Origin of the sequence: Rhizobium etli CFN 42 (assembly GCF_000092045.1) — a bacterium.
GTDB classification, from domain to species: Bacteria; Pseudomonadota; Alphaproteobacteria; order Rhizobiales; family Rhizobiaceae; genus Rhizobium; species Rhizobium etli.
Map to the genome: position 1 here is coordinate 666,375 of NC_007761.1, position 21,074 is coordinate 687,448.

Sequence of the window (21,074 nt, forward strand, 5' to 3'; positions counted from 1 at the left end):
TTGATATGACATTTACTCCGGTGATGGAGCCGCCCGCGCCTGTCGAAGCGCTGAGCGACCTCCTGATGCGCATCGTTTCGGAGCTCCACGATGTGGCCTACCTGATCGAGCGCATCGAGCCGCAGCTTCTCGATCTCGGTGGCGCTGAAATTCTGAACTCGCCGGACGCCATGAAGGTCATGCAGGGCATCGATCTGGCCGTGCAGAAGTCACGCGGTCTTGCCGAATTCATCGACACCATCACCGGCGAAATCCCGCTTGGCTGGACGGTCGATGTCGCGACCGCGCTCAGCCTCGTCAAGCTGGCGGAGATGCAGAAGGCGCTGGGCGGCTCCACGCGCCACGGTCATTCGCAGCCGCTGAGCAAGGCCGCTGGCGACTTCGACTTCTTCTGAAGCGCAGTTTTTCAACGCCCTTTCCGCGCCTCAGGTCCTTTTCACGCACGTCGTTCTCGCAAAACCGCTGAGCGACACGCTCCAGCCCTTCGCTCTCGCGCGCTCCTCACGAAACGCTCGCACAAGTTTCGCCGATTATTCGTCGGATGAGGCAATAAGCCTCCTTTGTCTTTGACGGATCGTGCGAGAACAGAATGAATCTGTTAAATCAATTAGTTCAGATCTTTAAGAACTTTGGTGCCCTGGGCCGAACGCGCCTGATGATTCTGGGCGGCGTCGGTTCCGTTTCCATCGCAATCATCCTTGCGGCTGCCCTTTTCGTCAACAAGCCGGCACAAGAAACGCTCTATGTCGGTCTCGACGCTCCCGATCTCAACCAGATCAGCATGGCGCTTGCCGAAGCCAACATCAATTTCCAGGTGGGCACGGACGGCTCCAGCATCACCGTTCCAGCTGGCATGACGGGCAAGGCCCGCCTGATGCTCGCCGAGCGCGGCCTGCCGAACAGCGCCAACGCCGGCTATGAACTCTTCGACAACGTCGGCTCCCTCGGCCTGACCTCCTTCATGCAGGAAGTGACGCGGGTTCGAGCACTGGAAGGCGAAATCGCACGCACCATCCAGTCGATCTCGGGCATAACGGCCGCGCGCGTCCATATTGTCATGCCCGAGGTCGGAAACTTCCGGAAGGCGGAGCAGAAACCGACCGCCTCCGTGATGATTCGCGCCAGCGCCGCCACGGGGCGCAGCGCGGCGACCTCGATCCGTCACCTCGTCGCCTCGGCCGTGCCGGGGCTTGATGTCGATGACGTCACGATTCTTGATTCTGCCGGCCAGCTGCTCGCGTCCGGCGACGAGGCGAGCAACAGCTCGCTGAACCGCTCGCTCAACATCGTCCAGAACGTTCAGCAGGAAGTCGAATCCAACATCGACAAGGCGCTGGCGCCCTTCCTCGGGATGGATAACTTCCGCTCCAGCGTCACCGCCGACCTCAACACCGATGCTCAACAGATCCAGGAGACGGTTTACGATCCGGAATCCAAGGTCGAACGTTCGGTTCGTTCGACGAAGGAAGCTCAGCAGTCGCAGCAGAGGCAGTCCGACAATGCGACGACTGTCGAACAGAACATTCCCCAGGCGGCTCCTGATGCCGGCGGCTCCGGCGGCCCGGAATCACAGGACAAGTCGGATAAGCGCGAAGAGCAGACCAACTACGAGATAAACAGCAAGACCACGGCCACGACTCGCAACAGCTATCAGGTGGAGAAGCTTTCGATTGCGGTCGTGGTCAACAAGGGCCGCATCGCCAAGATGGTCGGCGAGCCCGCCGACCAGGCCAAGATCGACGCCTATCTCGCCGAAATGCACAAGATCGTCGCATCGGCGGCCGGCATCGACGCCAAGCGCGGCGACGTCGTCACCGTCACGGCGATGGACTTCCTCGAGAACCAGCTGCTCGAAGACGCCACCGGCGGTGTCCGCGTCATGGACATGCTGAGCCGCAATCTTGCCGGCATCATCAACTCGCTCGCCTTCGTCGCGGTCGCCTTCGTGGTGGTCTGGATGGGTCTGCGGCCGCTGGTACGCAGCGTCAGCGGCAATGGTTCCAGCTCGGTGCTCGGCGACGCCACGCCGGAAGCGGCCGGCCTCGAATTGCCGGACTTCGCGCCTGCGGCAGGGGCGGCCGGAGGCGCTCTCATGGACGGCTTCGGCTCCGACTTCGGCTTCGACAGCACGGAGGATCTGCTCAGCCTCGGCGACGACGACGGCAACTTCAACCGCCGCGTCAAGGAAGGCCCGGAGCGCAAGCTTGCCCGCATGGTGGAAATCAACGAGGAGCGCGCCGCAAAGATCCTCAGGAAATGGGCGATCGACGACGCAGCATAACGAGGAGGCCGGGCAACCGGCCTTTCTTGTCGGTATCAAGCTTTTCACTGCCTGAGCAGAATTGTTATCGCTCCCCGCAGGAGAGCTGACATCTCATTACCCAGTTTGTATTTGGCCGCGGGAGTCGAATGGGGAATAGATCCAGCCGCCTCAAGAAATTTGGATAAAACTGTTGAGGATCACTCGCGTAAAACGCGAATGAAGTTGCGGTACAGCCAGAATCATCTTAGCCTTCCCAGTATTCTGAGGGGCGCGAGTCGTCCTCGAATCACGGCATGAGCGGCAGCGAAAGTAAATCCCTAGAAGTCGGAGATGGTGATTTACACCGGCTGGCTTACCCTTGGGTGATTCGAATTGGGATTCGAGCGGAGCTTGAATTGAATCCTTTACAGAAAAGTTGCTGTTGCACCGAGCTTGATCGTTCCTCAGCCGCAGGAAATTGCCAATGGATATGACGATATATCAGGCGAGCAAAGGCGAGAGGCAAATGGCGAATTTCGCGAGCGTGGTGGCGCCGGCTCTCTTGCCGCGCGACGAGCTGGTTCGGCGCCTGCATGGTGTCGCCGACACCGGCAGATTGCAGTCCGGTCTGCGCGCCCTGACGGACTATGTGGGTGCCTCACACTATCTTCTGGCGCGCTGTGATCTCATCCAGGAAAGCGGCCTCGATTTCATCGTATCGTCTGACTGGCCGTTCGATCTGGTTAGGGATATCGCCAATGATCTCGTCAGCACCTATGCCCGCTCGACCGAGCTGGAAAAATGCATGCAGGTCTTCCAGCCGAATTTCGCGCTGCTGCCCGAAGGTGCCGATGTGCCGGAGGGTGCCAGCCGCCAGTATTGCTCATTGACCTTCAATGTCGGCCGCTCGCGCCTCGCCTTGATGTTCCTGTTCGGCGAAGGCTTCATCCTGTCGCCGGAGCGCCTGCGGGACGTGGGACTGCTTGCCGGCTACATCGCGAGCTTCCTTCGCTGCGGGGGCGCAAAGGTCGACCGCGATTTCGAACTGACTGACCGTGAGCTGGAATGCCTGTTCTGGATCGCGGAGGGCAAGACCAGCGACGAGATCGCGATGATTCTCGGAATATCCCGCAATACCATCAACAACTACATCACCAGCGTAATGCGCAAGACGGCGACCAAGACCCGGTCGGAGGCCATTGCCTTCGCGGTCCGCAACAATCTCGTATAGGGGGATCCATGGGGCATCCATCAAGCAGGGCGATGAACGGCGCCGATCCGCTGCGCATGGTGCGGGTGAACAGGATTTCCAGCCGTTCGGATCTTTTTCCGCGGCTGATCGCGATGCAGAAGCTCGCTGACGCTCAAGGCTTCGCGATCTACCGTGTCAGCGGCTCGGGAATGCCGGCAAAGCAACGCCTTGTCTGTGAGCTCGAGAACTGGGGGCTTTCGAATGTCGGTTTCGGCAAGGCCTTCACGGATGCCTATGGCGATATTCTTCTCGACCATATCGAAAAGTCGCTGCTGCCGCTTTCATGGGCTGGCGCGCACGACCGGGCGGCCCCCGGTCCGGCAGATTTCTCGCCCTTCATGACGCGCCTGAAGGATGGAATTCTGCCTTTTTCCGGCCTCGCCTTTCCGGTGCGGCTCGGCGCCGTCGGCAACGGCTTCATCCTTTTCACCGGCGATGATATCGATCCTTCAAGTGATACGATTGTCGAGCTGCACGGCCGCTGCTGCCACGTCATGATGGATCTGCTCTCGCTCGACGAACGCCGCTCGGCCGCCGCCGAAGCGCTGAGCGAACGAGAAATCGCCTGTCTCCAGCTTGCCGGCGATGGCCGCATCAGCGAAGAGATCGCCGAAAAGCTCGGCCTATCCGTGCACACGGTCAATGCCTATCTCGGCTCGGCGACCATCAAGCTCGATTCCGTCAACCGCATCCAGGCGATCGCCAAGGCGATCCGGCTCGGCTACATCAGCTGAACCGGCGCCTGCCACTTCCTGAAAGACGTCGAATTGCCCTGAGGCAAATCAGCTGGCGAGTGCGTGCGGCGGTTTCACGCTGTAGCGGGATTGCCGAAGGCTCTTTTCCAGAAAGGCAGTGTTCTCGTCGGGATCGGAGGAGGGGTCCTCGAAGGCGATGTGGTTGATTTCGATGCCGGCATGATTTTCGGCAAGAGTGAGCTGGGCATAGACGGTGACGCCCCGCGGCTTGATTTCCAGGTCGAGAACGACTTCGGGCTTGCCGCCCCATTCCAGCGCGTAGTTTCCGCCCAGGCCGAAATTGACCGTGCCCGGATGAAAGAAAAGCTCCGCCGCCGAAGCGACGAGATCGGCCAGATTGCCGTAATACTCGAAGCGCAGCAGTGAAATGAGGTCAGAGGCATCCAGAAGGCGCAGTTCGGTGGCGACCGGGCTGATCGCGTCTGCGAGGATCTTTTCACGCTGGGCAGAGTGAGGGCATTTTTTCATTCGGCTTATCTTACCCGTTTGTTCTTGGCGTCTGCGGCGTAGACCCTGTGTATGAGCTCCGCAACGGCCTTGTAGAAGACTGACGGTATGACACTATCGACCGAGACTTGCGCAAACATGGAGCGCGCGAGCGGCGGGTCCTCGAACACTGGGATGCCGTTCTGCTCGGCGATCTCCCTGATTTTGAGCGCAATCAGGTCCTGGCCCTTCGCCAGAACCACCGGCGCGTCGTTCTCTTCACGCGCATAACGCAGCGCCACGGCGTAGTGCGTCGGGTTGGCGATGACAAGCGTGGCGCGGTGCACGTTGGCGATCATGCGCCGGCGGGCGCGGTCGCGCATCAGCGAGCGCTGCCGGCTTTTGACAAAGGGGTCGCCCTGTGCCTGCTTGTTTTCTTCCTTGATTTCGTGCCGCGTCATCTTCAGCTCGGTGAACCAGTGATGGCGCGTCCAGAAAACATCGGCGATTGCCACGATCGCGGTGGCGATCAGCACGACGATGACGATCTTGCGCATCGCCGTCGAGATCCGCACCAGGATCGTCTGCGGGTCGGAGAACATTGCGTCGATCGAGCTGAAATATTCGCTCCTCAGCACGAAAAACAGGATGAGCCCGACGACGACGACCTTGAACAGCGATTTCCCGAACTCGATGAGGCCCGGCAGGCTGAAGAGCCGTCCCCAGCCCTTGGCGGGAGAGATGCGCGAGGCCTGTGGCCGGATGCGTTCAAGCACCGGTGTCGGCAGGTTCTGGAAGACGGAGGAGGCGATGCCGAACACCATGAACAGGATGAAGGCGGGCGCCAGCAGCGCCGCAATTGCCCAGCCTAGCCTGACGAATAAAGAAAGGACATCCGGCCCCGTTTCGATCTTCCACTGGTCGGGCTGCTCGAAGATGTCGCGCAGCGTTTCGCTCATGCGTCCGACGCTGTCGGGGAGGAAGAAGACCAGATAGATATAGGTGGCAAGGATGGTTGCGAAGATAGACAGCTCGCGCGAAAACGGCACGTTGCCTTTTTCCGCGGCATCGGTTTGCTTTTTCGCGGTCGGGGCTTCTGTTTTGCTGTCCTTGTCATCGTCTGCCAAGCCGCGGCCCTCCGTCAAAGAAACAGGCCGCAGCGAATGCATGCCACCCAACCGGGCAGCGGTTTTGATGACGACAAGCACCAAAACAAAAAACTGTAGCGCGTCGCGAAACCCGGTTTTCTGCGACGCGCTATAGAGCGCAGCCTATCGATGAAGGGTAGTCGTCTGTTGCACGGCGATCAACAGCCGCCTTTCGGGCGGCCGGATTTGTCAACAGTCTCGGAAGATTAGGCCGCTGCCGAAGCGTCGCCTTCCTTCTCCTTGAGCTCGATCTGGCCTGAGTTGGCCAGGCGAATCGCTTCCTGCGCCACGGCGCGTCGGGCAATGGCGACCTCGCGCGGATTGACGCCGCCCATGCCGCTCTGCAGATCCGATTCGATCATGCGGCGCTGACGCGGGCTGATGGCGGAGAGAACCGATTCGCGGATCTCGGCCGGCGAGCCGCGCAGCGACACGGTGAGCACGTCGGTCGAAATGTCGTTGAGCAGCAGGACGCGGCTGCGTTGCGGCATGTACATGAGGTCCTCGAACAGGAAGATCTTCGGCCGGACCTTGTTGACGGCCTCGCGGCTGATCGATTCGAGCGAGGTGAGCAGCGTGTCGACCTGCGGCTTGTCGAGCTCGTTCATGAGATCGGCGACCTTGGTCGAGCCGGCAGCGTTGCGCTCTGCCTCGATTTCGGCAAGCAGCGTCATCACCTGGTTCTCGATGATCTGCGCCGCCTTCGGGCTGACCGCCTTCATATTGACCGTCCGGTTCATAATGTCGGCGCGGCGGTTGTCGGGAAGCTGCAGCAGCACTTTGGCGCCGAAGTTTGAAGGCATCATCGAAAGGATATAGGCGACGGTCTGCGGATGCTCGCGCAGCAGGAACTGTGCGACGAATGCCGGCTCGGCCTCGCTGAGGCGATCCCAGATCGAGGTCTCGTAGGCCTGGAAGGCGGTGCGGCGGCCGAGCAGGCTGTCCACCTCGTCGGGGGTCAGACCCTCTTCCAGAATGGCCTCGATCGCTTTGGCATTGTCCATCAGTCCGGCGCCCTCGGTGAAGAGGTCCTCGAACTCGGAGACGAGCGACAGGAGCTCGTCCGGCGGAATGGCGCGCAATGATTGCGCAGATGCGATAATGGTCTGCAGTTCGGCCTGAGTGAAATATTTCAACAGCCTGCCGGCGACACCCTTTCCCATGGCGAGAAGGACCGCCGCCGCCTTTTCAGCCTGGGTCAACGGTTTCCCGGCTAGCGCGCCGCCGAAATCGTCAAAGTCCATCATGGTCTAACCTCTCCGTCCCCACAGGGATCAGGCTTTTTTCGTACTCAAAACTTCTATCAGCTTCACGCCGAATCGGGTGTCGTCGTTATCAAGAACCGTAATCTCGCCGCGTGCAATCCTGCGGCCGTTCACCATGATCTCGACGGGTTCGCCGATTTTCTTGTCGAGAGCGATCGTCGCTCCTTCATTGAGATTCATCAGGCTGGAGACCTGCATCCGGCTGGTGCCGAGCATGATCTGGACATCGATCGGAATGTCCATGATCAGCTCGAAGTTCGAGGTCAGCGCGCTGCCGAGTGGCGCCGATGACGCCTCGAACGAAGAGCTGCCGCCGAAATTCATGCCTGCAGCCGGGCTGGCATTGCCGGCGCCGAAATCATCGCCGCCGAAGGAGGAATCCGAAATTTCGCCACCGAAGGCGGCCAGATCCGTTCCTGCCGCGAAGCCATCATTCTCCAGCTCGCCGCCAAACTGCGACAGGTCGCTATCGGCATCCTTCTTCAGCACGCCGCGCAGATCGTCGATCGCCTGGTCGAGATCGGCTTCGCTGCCCGGCATATCCAGGGAGAGGTCACTGTTCTGCTGTGTTTTCTTCGTTGCCATGAAATCACTATTCCAGTTGAAACTTGCCTCAAACTGCCTTTGCAGCCCAGAAGCCAGAGAACCGATCAATTCATTAAATGACGGATGAGTTCGTCATCCGAGTTCATCGTATCCTTGACGCGGACCATATAGTTTTCGCCAGAACGCCCGAACTCGCATATATACAATTCCTTGCTGTTGGCGCTGACCTCGACGCGTACGTCGCCGCTGTCGTGGAACGGGATGACGTCGCCGGCCATCAGCTTCGATATGGTGCGCAGCGTCAGGTCCTGTAGCCTGATCTTGGCCTCGAGCGTGACATGCGAGCGGCGGACCTGGTCGCCGAGCTGTTCGGTCCACTCCGGTGAATTGCCGCCGGTCTGGCGCTTCGGTTTCGGCGGCGTCACCTTGGTCTTGAGCAGCGCCGTCTGCGGAATGATCAGTGAGAATTCCGAAACAATGCCGGCGAGCGTGATCGACATGTTGATGGCTGCGGCAAATTCGTCCGGCTTGTCCTCCGCCGGCCGGGGGCGGGCGTCATGGGCGTGCGGGGCCGAAAGACTGGGCTCGAAACCGCCCGGTGCGTTCACCGCCGAGCGCAGCACCTTGGCGATCTTGTCGAAGACCATGACTGCCAGATCGAGTTCGATGACCGAGAGCAGCCGCTCGGCCGGCTCCTCGATCGTATCGGCGGTGGCGCCGAGCAGGTGTTCCATCAGCGTGATGACGAAACCGTTGCCGCAGGCAAGCGTGACGTTCTGAGACCAGTTGCGCAGCGTCGCGTCGACAAGCGTGACGTTATGGCTGAGGTCGTCCACCAGGTGGTTCTTGTAGCCGATCTCGCAGCCGAGATAGCTGACGGTCACGTCGAGGCCGGTCTCGCTTTTGATGATGTCGGGAAGGAACTCGCCGTAGACATCTCCGAAGGCGCTGCAGATCTTTGCGACCCTGCCTCTGTCTCCGAGCCCGCCGGTCAGCTTGGCGAGAAGGGCGGGATCCATTGCCGGTTTGTCATGCGAAGCATCGCTCATGGTCATTTAAGCCGCCTTGTTTTCGCCGCCTGGGTTCATCATTTCCTGTTCGACTGCGTCGATGGAAGGACGTTCGTAGGCCGAGATCGTCTTGCGGCCGTATTCGAGAGCGACCTGCGGAACCGAGCCGTTCATATAGGCAAGCAGCGTCTGCTTGACGATGACATAGAGGCGATGCTGCTTGTTGCGGACGACCTTGATCTGAGACACCAGCGGTGAGCAGACGCAATAGGACAGGAGAATGCCGAGGAAGGTGCCGACAAGCGCCGAGCCGATCAGATGGCCGAGCACCTCGGGTGAATCGTTGATGTGAGCCATCGCCTTGATGACGCCGAGAACGGCCGCGACGATACCGATCGCCGGGAAGGAATCGCCCATGATCTGAATCGCGTGATAGGGCTTCATCTTGTCGTGCATGATGGTGTTGAGCTCTTCGTCCATCAGCGCTTCGATTTCGTGGCTACGGGCGTTCCCGATAATGATCAGGCGCACGTAATCGCAGATGAACGCCGTCAGTTCCTTGTTCTTCAGAACCGTCGGAGCCTGCTGGAAGATCGTCGATTCGGCAGGATTGTCGATATGGGCTTCGATTTCGTTTCGCGATTTGGTGCGCAGGTCGCGCATCAGCGAGTAGAGTACGCCGAGCGTATCGAGATAATTGCGCTCCTTCGGCACCGCGTGCTTGAAGGCTTCTGCCAGCGCCTTGCCGGAATCCTTCACCACCTTCATCGGGTTCGCCATGATGAAGCTGCCGAGGCCGGCGCCGCCGATGATGAGAAATTCGAAGGGCTGGAACAGCGCATCCACTTCGCCGCCCATCGCCATGAAGCTGCCGACGATGCAGCCGCAGACAACAATAAATCCGATAATGATGTTCATCGTCAGCCCAATCTGAACGTTGCTTTTCTTCGAGACGGATAGGGTTTCTGCCTTGCGTGAGGCTGATGAAAGGGTCGGTCCGGGGCATTTCCACGTGCCAGCTTCGCGCAAGCATCTGCCGCCAATCTAAAGGAGACGAATGGGCGCTCGCGCCCGTTTCTGAGATGCCGCCTCAGCGAAATTCCGGCCGAACCAGATCACACGACGCCCGGCTTTTCGTTCCGTTCATCGCCAATGCTTGGAGCTTACAGACATGCAATCCGGTCTTTACGTTTCTCTGTCGTCGCAGATGGCGCTTGAAAAGCGCCTGAACACCATCGCCGACAACATGGCGAACGTGAACACCACCGGTTTTCGCGCCACCGAAGTGAAGTTCGACGAGATGGTGGCGGCCACCAAGAACAAGCTGAACACCAAGGTCGCCTTCGTTTCTCAGGGCAACGACTACCTGAACGAGCAGAATGGCGAGTTGCAGCACACGGGCAACATGCTTGATTTCGCCATCAAGGGCGATGCCTGGTTTGCGCTCGATACGCCAGCCGGCCGTGTGCTCACGAGGGACGGCCGTTTCACGATCAGGGAAACCGGCGAACTCGTTTCGATCCGCGGATATCCCGTTCTCGATGCCGGCGGCGCGCCGATTCAGCTGGATACGAAGGCCGGCGAGCCGGCGGTCGGCAGCGATGGCATCATCTATCAGGGCGATCGCCAGGTCGGCTCCCTCGGCCTGTTTGAGGCTGATATCAGCAAGGGTTACCTGCGTTACGAAAACAGCGGCATCATGACTACCGACCAGCCGCGCGCCGTCGTCGACCGCTTCAATGTCGGCGTCGAGCAGGGGTATCTCGAAAATTCCAACGTCAACGCCATGCGCGAGATCACTCAGCTGATCGAAGTCAACCGAGCCTTCGAAAGCATCTCCTCGCTGATGCGCGACAGCGAGGATTCGTTCAAGCAGGCCGTACAGACGCTTGGGGGCAGCCGCTAAGCAATGAGCACCACGCTACTGTCCGAAGACGGCCTTTCCCCGAAGCTGGTGCATCTGGCGGGTCTCGTCGACCGATACGCATCGCCGGAATTCGCCGTCGCTCATGGCGGTCGCGTCCAGACCATCGCTGCCGGCCACTACACGGTCCGCGGTCTCTCCCGTCACGTTCGTCTCGGCGAATTCGTCGCCCATAAATCGGCGACCGGCATCCATCTCGGCGAGGTCGTGCGTGTCGAGCCGGACCTGATCTATGTCTGCCCGATCGAACCGGGTGAGCCGATCGGCATCCATGACACGGTCATTCGCAAGGGCGCCTTCCGCATTTCGCCGTCCGACAGCTGGTGCGGGCGCACGGTCAATTCGCTTTGTGAGCCGATCGACGGGCTGGGTCCGATCGCCGCGGGACTCGATCGCCGCTCGATTTCCAACACCGCGCCGCCCTCGATGACGCGCCAGCGCGTGGCGACCGGCTTCAAGACCGGCGTACGCGCGATCGACATCTTCTCTCCGCTCTGCCTCGGCCAGCGTCTCGGCATCTTTGCCGGCTCCGGCGTCGGCAAGTCGACGCTTCTGTCCATGCTTGCCCGCGCCGATGCCTTCGACAAGGTGGTGATCGCGCTCGTCGGCGAACGCGGCCGCGAGGTGCGCGAGTTCATCGAGGATACGCTCGGCAGCGATATGAAGAAGGCGATTGCCGTCGTCGCGACCAGCGACGAAAGCCCGATGCTGCGCAAGATGGCGCCGCTGACGGCGATCACCATTGCCGAGCATTTCCGCGACAAGGGCGAGAACGTCCTTTTCATCGTCGACAGCGTCACCCGTTTCGCCCATGCGATCCGCGAAGTGGCAACCGCCTCCGGCGAGCCGCCGATCGCACGCGGTTACCCCGCGTCGGTCTTCACCGAACTGCCGCGCCTGCTCGAGCGCGCCGGTCCCGGCCCCGAGGGCGCCGGCACGATCACCGCGATCATCTCAATCCTCGTCGACGGCGACAACCACAACGACCCGATCGCCGATTCGACGCGCGGCATCCTTGACGGCCATATCGTCCTGCAGCGCAGCCTCGCCGAAGAGGGGCGTTATCCGCCGATCGATCCGCTCGCCTCGATCTCGCGTCTTGCCCGAAAGGCCTGGACGCCGGATCAGGAAAAGCTGGTGTCGCGGCTGAAAGTGCTGATCCACCGCTTCGAGGAGACGCGGGACCTGCGCCTGATCGGCGGTTACCGTCAGGGCGCCGATCCCGATCTCGACATGGCGGTCAAGCAGGTCCCCATCATTTACGACGTCCTGAAACAGGCGCCGGGCGATCGTGAGTCGGTCGACGCCTTTGCTGACCTCGCCGGCGCGCTGAAGGCCGCAGCCGGCATGGGCAATCAGGGCGCACCCATGCAGAGGAGATAGTCGTGGCTGATTTCGACGATGAACGCATCGCTTCCCTGAAGCAGCGCAACAAGACCGCCACTCTGGATCGGTTTCTTACCTTCGCCGGCCTGGCGCTTGCCGGCGCCTCTGCCTTTTTCCCCTGGTACGTCTTCTTCAATGCGGACAAGTTCGGCATCAACGTCGCGAGCAGCAGCAATTCGCGCGAACTGCCGGATTGGCCCGCCCGCAACGTCTTCAGCGTCTCGCCGCTGGCCATGGTCAACAAGAATGAGGCAGCCAGGAAGGCTCCGCCGGTCGATCCGCTGACGACGGCGACGGTCTCCGATCTCGGCAAGCAGCGTGACGGCGGCGCGATGCTGGAAGAGCAGCCTTTCCCGGGCAAGTCTTCCTTCCGCCTTCTGCACGTGTCCAATGGCCGGGCGCTGATCGAAGACCCCTCGGGCATGTATGTGGTGCGCATCGGTTCGGTCCTGCCTGACGAAAGCCGCCTGGCAATGATCGAGCAGCGCGATGGCAAATGGGTGATCATCACCTCCAAGGGCGATATCTACAAGAACGATTGAACGTCCTCGCAAAGGCTGAAGACAAGAGCGGGCTCCGCCGCGAACCGGCAGGAGCCCTTTTCTATGGCGGGCTTCGGCGAAGCGCCGCGAAGGCCGAATTCCCGTAAGTCCCACGCAAGATTACCGCTCTAGGTTCCGGATAGTAAAAACGGAGAGTTCTCATGCAACCGATCCAACTTTTCGACTTGGCTTCGCGACAGGCGGAATGGCTGACGATCCGTCAGCAGGTTGTTGCCGGCAACATCGCGAATGCCAATACTCCGAAATTCCGCGCCAAAGACGTCACGCCCTTCGATGCCGTGCTGGACAGATCCGACATCACCATGGCGCGCACCAATCCAGCGCATTTCAGCGGCAACGATTTCAGCGACAGCGGCGATATCGACGTCAAGGAAGCGGCCCTCGACCAGGAGATCGGCATTCAAGAATCCGGCAACACCGTCGGTTTGGCCGAGGAGCTTTCCAAGTCGGGTGACATCAAGCGCCAGTACGATTTGAACACCTCGCTGGTCAGCTCCTTCAACCGTATGATGTTGATGACGGTCAGGAAGTAATTGCCATGGATCCGCTTTCCGCAGCTATGAAAATCGCCGGTTCGGGGCTCGAGGCGCAATCGACGCGCCTGCGCATCGTCTCGGAAAACATTGCCAACGCCCGCTCGACCGGTGACACGCCGGGCGCAGACCCCTACCGCCGCAAGACGATCACCTTCGGCCAGCAGATGGATCGCACCAGCGGCGTCGAGACCGTCAACGTCAAGAAAGTCGGCGTCGACGAAGGCGACTTCAGCACCGAATTCGACCCCAGCAATCCGGCGGCGGACGCCAAGGGCGTCGTCAAATTACCGAACGTCAACATCCTGGTCGAGATGGCCGATATGCGTGAAGCCAATCGCTCCTATGACGCCAATCTGCAGACCATCAGGCAGACCCGCGACCTCATCTCGTCCACGATCGATCTTCTGAAGAGCCAATAATAAATGATCAGCAGCGTCCAGAATGTCAGCAATCTTTCGATGACCCGCGCGCTCGGCGCCGTCGACACCGAAAATTCCGCCTCGTCCGCCGCAACGACCATGCCGGGCACCGCAGGTGCTGCCAATGGCCTGAGCTTCGCCTCGGTCCTGGGCGGCATGGCGTCCGACGCGGTCAACAGCCTGAAGGGTGCCGAAAGCATGTCCTTCGCCGGCATCAAGGGCACGGCGACGACCCGTGAAGTCGTCGATTCCATGCTCCAGGCCGAGCAGACGCTGCAGACGGCGATTGCCATCCGCGACAAGGTCGTTTCGGCCTTTCTCGAAGTCACCAAGATGCAGATGTAACTGATTTGAGGACGAACACATGAGAGCGCTCGCCATCGCAGCAACGGGCATGGATGCCCAGCAGACCAATCTGGAAGTCATCGCCAACAATATTGCGAACATCAACACGACGGGCTTCAAGCGGGCCCGCGCCGAGTTCACCGACCTTCTCTACCAGACCGAACGCGCCAAGGGCGTCGCCAACCGGGCCAACCAGGCCGTTGTTCCCGAAGGCGCCAATATCGGCCTCGGCGTCCAGACCTCCGCGGTCCGCAATCTGCATCTCCAGGGCGAACTGACACAGACCGGCAACGACCTCGACGTAGCGCTGATCGGCAAGGGCTTCTTCCAGATCCAGTCGACCGATGGCACCACGCTTTATACCCGGGCCGGCGCTTTCAACAAGAATGACCAGGGCCAGCTCGTCACCATCGACGGCTATGAGGTCCTGCCTGGTATCACCATCCCTCAGGGTTCGACCGAACTGACCATCAGCCGGTCCGGCGAGGTCTCGGCCAAGCTGCCGGGCCAGACCGATCCGACCGTTCTTGGACAGCTGACGCTTGCCGATTTCGTCAACGAGGCGGGTCTTCAGCCGATCGGCGACAATCTTTTCCAGGAAACGCCGGCCTCGGGCGAGGCGGTCGTCGGCAATCCCGACGAGGAAGGCTTTGCCTATATGAAGCAGGGTTATCTGGAATCCTCGAACGTCGATCCGGTGAAGGAAATCACCGAGCTGATATCGGCTCAGCGTGCTTACGAAATGAATTCCAAGGTGATCACCACCGCTGATGAAATGGCCTCCATCGTCAGCAAGAACCTGAAGTAAAGGGAAGGGCCGAAACATGATGTTTTGCCGGGCAGGACGCATCTCAGGATGGGTGGCGGCAGCCACGATCGCAATCGCGGGCATGGTCTTGCCCGCGGACGCGGATGCCGGCATGGGTTATGCCGTCGTCCCGACGACGATCATCTACCCCGGCGACACATTGTCGGGCAGCCAGCTTCAGGAGGTCGAGGTCACCAACCCCAACCTCGCCGGCGATTATGCCAAGTCGATTTCGCAGGTTGAAGGTCTGGTTTCCAAGCGTACGCTGCTGCCCGGCCGTACAATCTCGGTTTCAGCTCTGCGCGAACCGTATACGGTAACGCGCGGCTCTTCGATCCGCCTGGTCTTCTCTCTTGGCGCAATGACGATCTCTGCCGCCGGCACGCCGCTCGAAGACGGTGCGACGGGGCAGGTGGTCCGTGCACGTAATATGGATTCCGGCGTCATCGTCAGCGGCACGGTGCTTGCAGACGGCACGATCCATGTGAGGGCGAAATGAAATTGTTCTTCCGTATCGTCACCCTTGTTGCGGTCGTCGCCATGAGTTTGGCCGACATGGCGCCTGCCTGGGCGCTGACGTCCCGCATCAAGGATATCGCTTCGCTTCAGGCCGGCCGCGATAACCAGCTGATCGGGTACGGTCTCATCGTCGGCCTGCAGGGGACCGGCGACGGCTTCCGTTCCTCGCCCTTCACCGAGCAGTCGATGCGGGCGATGCTCCAGAATCTCGGTATCTCGACACAGGGCGGCCAGTCCAATGCCAAGAACACCGCGGCCGTGATGGTCACCGCCAACCTGCCGCCCTTCGCAAGCCCCGGCAGCCGTCTCGATGTTACGGTGAGCTCGCTCGGCGATGCGACTTCGCTGCGTGGCGGCACGCTCGTCATGACCTCCCTTTCCGGCGCCGACGGCCAGATCTACGCTGTCGCCCAGGGCTCCGTCATCGTCTCCGGCTTTCAGGCGCAGGGCCAGGCGGCGACCGTGACCGAAGGCGTCACCACCGCCGGCCGCGTGCCCGGCGGCGCGATCATCGAACGCGAACTGCCGTCCCACTTCAAGGATTCAGTCAATCTCGTCCTGCAGCTGCGCAATCCAGACTTCTCGACCGCGATCCGCATTGCCGACATCGTCAATGGCTATGCCTCCGCGCGCTTCGGCGGCCCGGTCGCCGAAGCCAAGGATTCGCAGGAAGTGGTGATCCAGAAACCGCGCACTGCCGATCTCACCCGGCTGATGGCCGACGTCGAAAACCTCATCGTCGAAACCGATACGCCGGCCAAGGTTGTCATCAACGAGCGCACCGGAACGATCGTCATCGGCTCCGATGTCCGCGTCTCGCCGGTCGCCGTCAGCTACGGCACTCTGACGGTTCAGGTCACCGAGACGCCGCAGATCATCCAACCCGAACCCTTCTCGCGCGGGCGGACCGCCGTTCAGCCGCAGACCGATATCGCGGCTGAGCAAACCGGTGGGCGCGTTGCCATCATCGACGGTCCCGACCTCAGGACCCTTGTCGCCGGTCTCAACAATATCGGCGTGAAACCGGATGGGATCATCGCCATTCTCCAGGGCATCAAGTCGGCGGGTGCCCTGCAGGCGGAGCTTGTGCTGCAATGATGACGATCCTCAATCCTGACATGACCGTGCTGCAACTGCTGCGCCGCCTGGCGCTGCCGGCAGCCGGCCTCGTTCTTCTGTCGATCCCGGGCGCCTTCGCACAGGAGCATCCGGAGGGAGACATCACGTCTCAGGACGAGATCAAGCAATTCTGCACCAACATCGCCGATCCCGCCCGCGACCAGCGTTATCTCCTGCAGAAACAGGAGCTGGAAAGGCTCCGCGCCGACATTGACGCCCGGATGGAAGAGATGAACAAACGCAAGGCCGAATACCAGGACTGGCTGAAGCGGCGCGACGATTTCCTCAAGCAGGCGGAAGCCGGCCTCACAGAAATCTACAAGAAGATGAAACCCGATGCGGCGGCGCTTCAGCTGCAGGACATGAAGATCGAGGTGGCCTCGGCTGTCATCATGCGGCTCGATCCGCGTCAGTCGAGCCTCATCCTCAACGAGATGGATCCGCAGAAAGCCGCCGTCATCGCCAGCATCATCGCCAGTGCGTCCGATCCCAATACGTCGAAGGATCCTTCATGAACATGCGTTTCCCGGCCGCGATCGCCGCCCTCGCACTCCTTGCGGGCTGCCAGTCTCCGACGGCAGTCAGCGAGATCGGCCGTGCGCCCGCCATGAGCCCGATCGGCAGCGGCCTTGCCTATGGCCAGACCCCGCAGATGGCGCTCTATCCGAAGCAGCCGCGCGCCGTGGCGCAGGGCTATTCGCTCTGGAGCGATTCGCAGGCCGCGCTCTTCAAGGATGCGCGTGCTTTGAACGTCGGCGACATCCTGACCGTCGACATCCAGATCAATGACAAGGCCTCCTTCGACAACGAGACCAACCGCAGCCGCAAGAACTCGAGCGGCATGAACTGGGACGTCAACGCCCAGATCTTCGGCTGGACCCCGGAATCGAAGACCGACCTGACCTACGGCTCGGATACCAGCACCGACGGCAAGGGCAAGATCGAGCGCACCGACAAGCTGACCCTTCTTGTTGCGGCCGTCGTCACCGGCATTCTCGAAAACGGCAACCTCGTCATTTCGGGTTCGCAGGAAGTCCGTCTGAACCAGGAGCTGCGCATCCTGAACGTCGCCGGTATCGTCCGTCCGCAGGACGTCAACGCCGAAAACCAGATCTCCTACGACAAGATCGCCGAAGCCCGCATCTCCTATGGTGGCCGCGGCCGCCTGATGGAAGTGCAGCAGCCTCCGCGCGGCCAGCAGGCCGTCGATCTTTTCTCGCCGCTTTGAGGCCAGACGACGATGGCAGACGAAGACATAAGCGCAGGTCAATCGAAGAAGAAATCCGGCCCGCTGATGACGATCATCGGCATTGCCGTCCTGACGCTCCTCGGCGCCGGCGGCGGCTGGGCGGTCGGCACGATCGTCGCGCCCGAAATCAAGGGTGCCAAGGAGGTAGAGCAGGCCAAGGAAGCCGAGGCCAAGAAGAAGGCCGAGGAAGGTCTGGCGCGCATCTCGACTGAGGCCAACAACGTCGTCCAGCTCGAGCCGATTACATCGAACCTCGCCTACCCCTCCGAAAACTGGGTCCGACTCGAAGTCGCGCTGCTGTTCAACGGGCCGCCCGACGTCAAGGTCGCCGAGGACATTCACCAGGATATCCTCGCCTATATCAGGACGGTTTCCCTTCAGCAGATCGAGGGGCCGCGCGGCTTTCAATATCTCAAGGATGACATCCAGGAACGTGTTGACCTTCGCTCGCAAGGGCGGGTATCGAAGGTCATGTTCAGGACCTTTGTCATCGAATGATTCGTTTCATAGTTTTCCTTGCCGCCATGATGGCGGTACCGGAACTGGCGGTGGCACAGCAGTTGCCGACCGACTTGTTGAATGTGCCGGTCGATGGCTCCGTCGCCGCCTGGATCATCCGCACCTTCGGCCTGCTGACCGTACTTTCGGTCGCGCCGGGCATCCTGATCATGGTGACGAGCTTCCCGCGTTTCGTCATCGCCTTCTCGATCCTGCGCTCAGGGATGGGCCTCTCCTCGACGCCGTCCAACATGATCCTCCTGTCGCTGTCGCTCTTTATGACCTTCTACGTCATGTCGCCGACTTTCGATCAAGCCTGGCAGAACGGCGTGCAGCCGCTGCTTGCCAACCAGATCAACGAGACGGAGGCGGTGCAGCGCATCGCCGAGCCCTTCCGCACCTTCATGGCGGCCAATACCCGCGACAAGGATCTGGCGCTCTTCGTCGATCTCGCGCGTGAACGTGGACAGAATATCCAGACGACCGATCCGATCGACTATCGCGTGCTGATCCCTGCCTTCATGATTTCGGAGATTCGCCGCGGTTTCGAGATCGGCTTTCTCGTCGTGCTGCCGTTCCTCGTCATCGACCTCATCGTCGCAACCATCACCATGGCGATGGGCATGATGATGCTGCCGCCGACTTCGATCTCGCTGCCTTTCAAGATTCTCTTCTTCGTACTGATCGACGGCTGGAACCTGCTCGTCGGCAGTCTGGTGCGCTCGTTCAGCTGACCCTCTGTATTTGGAAAAAAGAAAACCCCGCCGGATCCGCTCCGGCGGGGTTTTTCATGCAGTCGAGCCGTTACTCGGCCGCGAAGGGAGCCGTGCGCGGCGGCAGCGCCGGAATATCCATGTGCTCGGGTGCCAGGCGCTGTCTCGCCCGTTCGGCCATGATTTCGTAGGCCTGCTCCAGGTGATGGCAGAAGCGTTCGGCGTCGAACAGCGGCGCGATGTAACGCTGCTCTTTCAGATGTGCCTTATATTCGGCGATCCGGGCGGGATTCTGCGCCAGCTCGACGGCGAGATCCTCGTATGCCTGCAGATCGCTTGCGACGAGTTCGGGCAGATCGATTGCCTTGAGCAGGCTTTCGCTGACGCGTGAGGCGAAGTTGGTGCCCTTGACGGTGAGGACCGGCAGGCCGCCCCAGAGCTGCTCCGAGGTGGTGGTGTGGCCGTTGACCGGGAAGGTGTCGATCCCGAGGTCGGCCGCCTGCTGGCGGCTGATGTGGTCTTCGTAGGGCGCGCGCGGGCAGAAGATGATGCGCTTCGGCGAGATCCCTGCCGTCTGGAAATGCTTCGACAGGTTCGCCTGGTTGCGTGGCGAATTGGCCATCAGCCAGAGCACGCTGTTCGGCGCCCGTTTGAGAATCCGGCACCAGCTGTTGACCACTTCTGGGGTGATCTTGCGGTTGCCGTTGAAGGAGGCGAAGATGAAGGCGTCTTCCGGCAGGCCGAGCTGCTCACGGGTGACGGGGCGCGGCTTCGGACGATGCATCGGGTCGTTGGGCTGGTAGCTCTCCGGAAGCCGGCAGAATTTCTCGTGGTAGAATGGCTTGGCCACATCGGGCAGCACGGAGTGGTCGCCGATGACGTAGTCGAGGTCGATGTTGACGGTGCTGCCGGGAAAACCGAGCCATCCGACATGCACCGGTGCGAGCGGCTGGTTGAAGGCTGTCGCGCGGCTGCCTGACGTATGGCCCTTCAGATCGACCATGATGTCGATATTGTGCTCGCGCACGACTGCCAGCACCGCCTGGTCGGAGAAGCCGTGAATGTCGACGATCCTGCCCCAGCGGCTGCGATCGGTCTCATTGTGCTTCAGGTATTCGGGGCCCGTATGGCAGAAGAGCGTGACCTCGAACCTGTCCTTGTCGTGCAGTTCGAGAATGCGCTGCAGCAGCTTCATCGTCGCGTGGCGATCCCAGAAGTCCGATGACATGTAGCCGATGCGGATCTTGTTCGACCATGTGTGCGGCTGGCTGCGGCGCAAAGCGACCCGCTCCTGATTAAGTGGGGTCGTGCCGATCGTCGCATACCGGTTGAAATCTTCGTTGCCGCACCAGTGCAGATGATAGAACGGGTTGTCTTTGCGCAGGATCTCGACATTGCCCTTTGCCAGCGCTTCGTCGATCACTGCCTGATGCTTGGCCGCCTCTTCGAAATCGTTGAATTCGCGGGCAAAAACGAGGTGAAGAAAGCGGAAGGCGTGATTGCCCGGAAAACGTTTGAAGATGTTGCGCGCAAGCGACTGGTTGGTTGCGTCGTTGAGATCGTCGCTGAGCAGCAGGGCCGCCAGGCGCATATGATCGGGATTCATGCTTTCCGACAGCACCGTCTTGAACGGACGGATGATATCCCGCTGCTGACGCTTCAGATAGATCGCGGTGATGATGAAGGCGAGTTCGGCATCTTCCTGCGCTTTGGTGAGGTTGCGCATGGCGATCAGCAGTGCTTCGTCCTCGCTGCCGGTCTCATAATAGAGCTTGGCAGCCTGCTTCTGATATTCGTAGGCGTTCGGTCCGTCGCAATTGCCGGCCAGGCCATAGGCTTTCGCGGCATCGGCCTTGAAGCCGAGCTGCACGAGGTTCTTGGCCAGCAGCGCATAGGTCTTGGCGTCCTGCTGAGTATCGATGAGCTGGTTGAGCGTCGCCAAGGACTTTGTGTAGCGGCCTGCCTGGTAATCTTTGGATGCCGCAGAGAACGAAACTTTGCTGTTCAAAACCCAACTCCGTCGAGGAAATATTCTGGCGTGGCTGCCGTTTGACGACGCACGCGGGCCGTCCTCCCCGAAAACGAGGGATCGGTCCGATGATGCTATCCCGGCATCTCACACATTGGCATTCGAAGCTTGCTTGAAACCGGTGGCGCGACATTGCGCCTGCGTCGTCCGCAAAGCACTCACCTGTTTCAGAAGGAGCCCCTTTTTCGCATGTACAAACTCGCTTTCGACGCTCGGAATTCAGATGCGAAAATTATCTTCAGCAGCCATTAACTAAGGCTTGTGAGGAGGCATTAACTATGCCGTGTGAGGGCCAGAACGAGACCGGTATTTTTAAGAAGTT

At 60.6% G+C, this 21,074-nt stretch carries 24 protein-coding genes; 17 read left to right on the plus strand and 7 right to left on the minus strand.

The features are described 5' to 3' along the window. Positions 1-5: 5 nt before the first annotated feature. The 4 genes from cheT to visR all read left to right on the plus strand — a co-directional run bounded on the left by cheT (position 6) and on the right by visR (position 4,228). Positions 6-395 (plus strand): chemotaxis protein CheT, encoded by a 390-nt coding sequence (cheT, locus tag RHE_RS03265; RefSeq protein WP_011424010.1) that lies wholly within the window; start codon positions 6-8, stop codon positions 393-395. A gap of 194 nt (positions 396-589) precedes the next feature. Next, positions 590-2,281, plus strand: a complete 1,692-nt coding sequence (fliF, locus tag RHE_RS03270) for a flagellar basal-body MS-ring/collar protein FliF (RefSeq protein ID WP_011424011.1) — start codon at positions 590-592, stop codon at positions 2,279-2,281. A gap of 445 nt (positions 2,282-2,726) precedes the next feature. Then, positions 2,727-3,473, plus strand: a complete 747-nt coding sequence (visN, locus tag RHE_RS03275; RefSeq protein WP_042117883.1) for a transcriptional regulator VisN — start codon at positions 2,727-2,729, stop codon at positions 3,471-3,473. An 8-nt stretch (positions 3,474-3,481) separates the two neighbouring features. After that, entirely contained in the window at positions 3,482-4,228 is a 747-nt protein-coding gene (visR, locus tag RHE_RS03280) for a transcriptional regulator VisR (RefSeq protein WP_011424013.1), read from the plus strand. Positions 4,229-4,276: 48 nt separating this feature from the next. On the opposite strand, the gene RHE_RS03285 is transcribed toward visR, so the two are convergent. The 6 genes from RHE_RS03285 to motA form a co-directional block, all read right to left on the minus strand. Continuing rightward, positions 4,277-4,717 carry a hypothetical protein gene (locus RHE_RS03285; protein ID WP_011424014.1) on the minus strand — a complete coding sequence of 147 codons (441 nt, stop codon included), beginning with the start codon at positions 4,715-4,717 and terminating at the stop codon, positions 4,277-4,279. 5 nt (positions 4,718-4,722) lie between these two features. Continuing rightward, a complete protein-coding gene (gene flhB / locus RHE_RS03290; protein WP_042119162.1) occupies positions 4,723-5,802 on the minus strand; it encodes a flagellar biosynthesis protein FlhB in 1,080 nt (359 codons plus the stop codon). Between the two features lie 227 nt (positions 5,803-6,029). Then, positions 6,030-7,070 carry a flagellar motor switch protein FliG gene (fliG, locus tag RHE_RS03295; protein WP_011424016.1) on the minus strand — a complete coding sequence of 347 codons (1,041 nt, stop codon included), beginning with the start codon at positions 7,068-7,070 and terminating at the stop codon, positions 6,030-6,032. Positions 7,071-7,097: 27 nt separating this feature from the next. Then, positions 7,098-7,673: a flagellar motor switch protein FliN gene (gene fliN / locus RHE_RS03300; protein WP_042117888.1), complete on the minus strand. Its 576-nt coding sequence runs from the start codon at positions 7,671-7,673 to the stop codon at positions 7,098-7,100. Between the two features lie 65 nt (positions 7,674-7,738). After that, complete coding sequence (locus RHE_RS03305; protein WP_011424018.1) at positions 7,739-8,689, minus strand: FliM/FliN family flagellar motor switch protein; 951 nt, start codon at positions 8,687-8,689, stop codon at positions 7,739-7,741. After that, on the minus strand, positions 8,690-9,562 hold the full coding sequence (gene motA, locus RHE_RS03310) for a flagellar motor stator protein MotA (RefSeq protein ID WP_020920386.1): 873 nt from the start codon (positions 9,560-9,562) through the stop codon (positions 8,690-8,692). Positions 9,563-9,815: 253 nt separating this feature from the next. Between motA and flgF the strand changes: the two genes are divergently transcribed. From flgF to fliP, 13 genes are all read left to right on the plus strand, one after another. After that, positions 9,816-10,550: a flagellar basal-body rod protein FlgF gene (flgF, locus tag RHE_RS03315; RefSeq protein ID WP_011424020.1), complete on the plus strand. Its 735-nt coding sequence runs from the start codon at positions 9,816-9,818 to the stop codon at positions 10,548-10,550. Between the two features lie 3 nt (positions 10,551-10,553). Then, positions 10,554-11,951 (plus strand): flagellar protein export ATPase FliI, encoded by a 1,398-nt coding sequence (gene fliI / locus RHE_RS03320; RefSeq protein ID WP_011424021.1) that lies wholly within the window; start codon positions 10,554-10,556, stop codon positions 11,949-11,951. A gap of 2 nt (positions 11,952-11,953) precedes the next feature. Next, positions 11,954-12,496 carry a hypothetical protein gene (locus tag RHE_RS03325; RefSeq protein ID WP_011424022.1) on the plus strand — a complete coding sequence of 181 codons (543 nt, stop codon included), beginning with the start codon at positions 11,954-11,956 and terminating at the stop codon, positions 12,494-12,496. A gap of 161 nt (positions 12,497-12,657) precedes the next feature. Further along, the gene (gene flgB, locus RHE_RS03330) at positions 12,658-13,050 is read left to right on the plus strand and encodes a flagellar basal body rod protein FlgB (RefSeq protein WP_011424023.1); all 393 of its coding nucleotides are present in this window, start codon (positions 12,658-12,660) and stop codon (positions 13,048-13,050) included. Positions 13,051-13,055: 5 nt separating this feature from the next. Next, positions 13,056-13,472, plus strand: a complete 417-nt coding sequence (flgC, locus tag RHE_RS03335) for a flagellar basal body rod protein FlgC (protein WP_011424024.1) — start codon at positions 13,056-13,058, stop codon at positions 13,470-13,472. Positions 13,473-13,475: 3 nt separating this feature from the next. Further along, positions 13,476-13,817, plus strand: coding sequence for a flagellar hook-basal body complex protein FliE (locus RHE_RS03340; protein WP_011424025.1), 342 nt, complete (start codon positions 13,476-13,478; stop codon positions 13,815-13,817). A 19-nt stretch (positions 13,818-13,836) separates the two neighbouring features. Beyond that, positions 13,837-14,625 (plus strand): flagellar basal-body rod protein FlgG, encoded by a 789-nt coding sequence (gene flgG / locus RHE_RS03345; protein ID WP_011424026.1) that lies wholly within the window; start codon positions 13,837-13,839, stop codon positions 14,623-14,625. Positions 14,626-14,641: 16 nt separating this feature from the next. Continuing rightward, complete coding sequence (gene flgA / locus RHE_RS03350) at positions 14,642-15,124, plus strand: flagellar basal body P-ring formation chaperone FlgA (RefSeq protein ID WP_011424027.1); 483 nt, start codon at positions 14,642-14,644, stop codon at positions 15,122-15,124. Further along, positions 15,121-16,242 carry a flagellar basal body P-ring protein FlgI gene (locus tag RHE_RS03355; RefSeq protein ID WP_011424028.1) on the plus strand — a complete coding sequence of 374 codons (1,122 nt, stop codon included), beginning with the start codon at positions 15,121-15,123 and terminating at the stop codon, positions 16,240-16,242. The genes flgA and RHE_RS03355 overlap by 4 nt, the downstream gene beginning before the upstream one ends. Beyond that, positions 16,239-16,778: a MotE family protein gene (locus tag RHE_RS03360; RefSeq protein WP_042117895.1), complete on the plus strand. Its 540-nt coding sequence runs from the start codon at positions 16,239-16,241 to the stop codon at positions 16,776-16,778. Before RHE_RS03355 ends, RHE_RS03360 begins: the two co-directional genes overlap by 4 nt. Further along, positions 16,775-17,491, plus strand: a complete 717-nt coding sequence (gene flgH, locus RHE_RS03365) for a flagellar basal body L-ring protein FlgH (RefSeq protein ID WP_011424030.1) — start codon at positions 16,775-16,777, stop codon at positions 17,489-17,491. The genes RHE_RS03360 and flgH overlap by 4 nt, the downstream gene beginning before the upstream one ends. Before the next feature lie 12 nt (positions 17,492-17,503). Further along, positions 17,504-18,010: a flagellar basal body-associated FliL family protein gene (locus RHE_RS03370; RefSeq protein WP_011424031.1), complete on the plus strand. Its 507-nt coding sequence runs from the start codon at positions 17,504-17,506 to the stop codon at positions 18,008-18,010. After that, complete coding sequence (gene fliP, locus RHE_RS03375) at positions 18,007-18,744, plus strand: flagellar type III secretion system pore protein FliP (RefSeq protein WP_011424032.1); 738 nt, start codon at positions 18,007-18,009, stop codon at positions 18,742-18,744. Before RHE_RS03370 ends, fliP begins: the two co-directional genes overlap by 4 nt. A 70-nt stretch (positions 18,745-18,814) precedes the next feature. On the opposite strand, the gene RHE_RS03380 is transcribed toward fliP, so the two are convergent. Next, entirely contained in the window at positions 18,815-20,731 is a 1,917-nt protein-coding gene (locus RHE_RS03380) for an O-linked N-acetylglucosamine transferase, SPINDLY family protein (protein WP_042117898.1), read from the minus strand. Positions 20,732-21,074 lie beyond the last annotated feature (343 nt).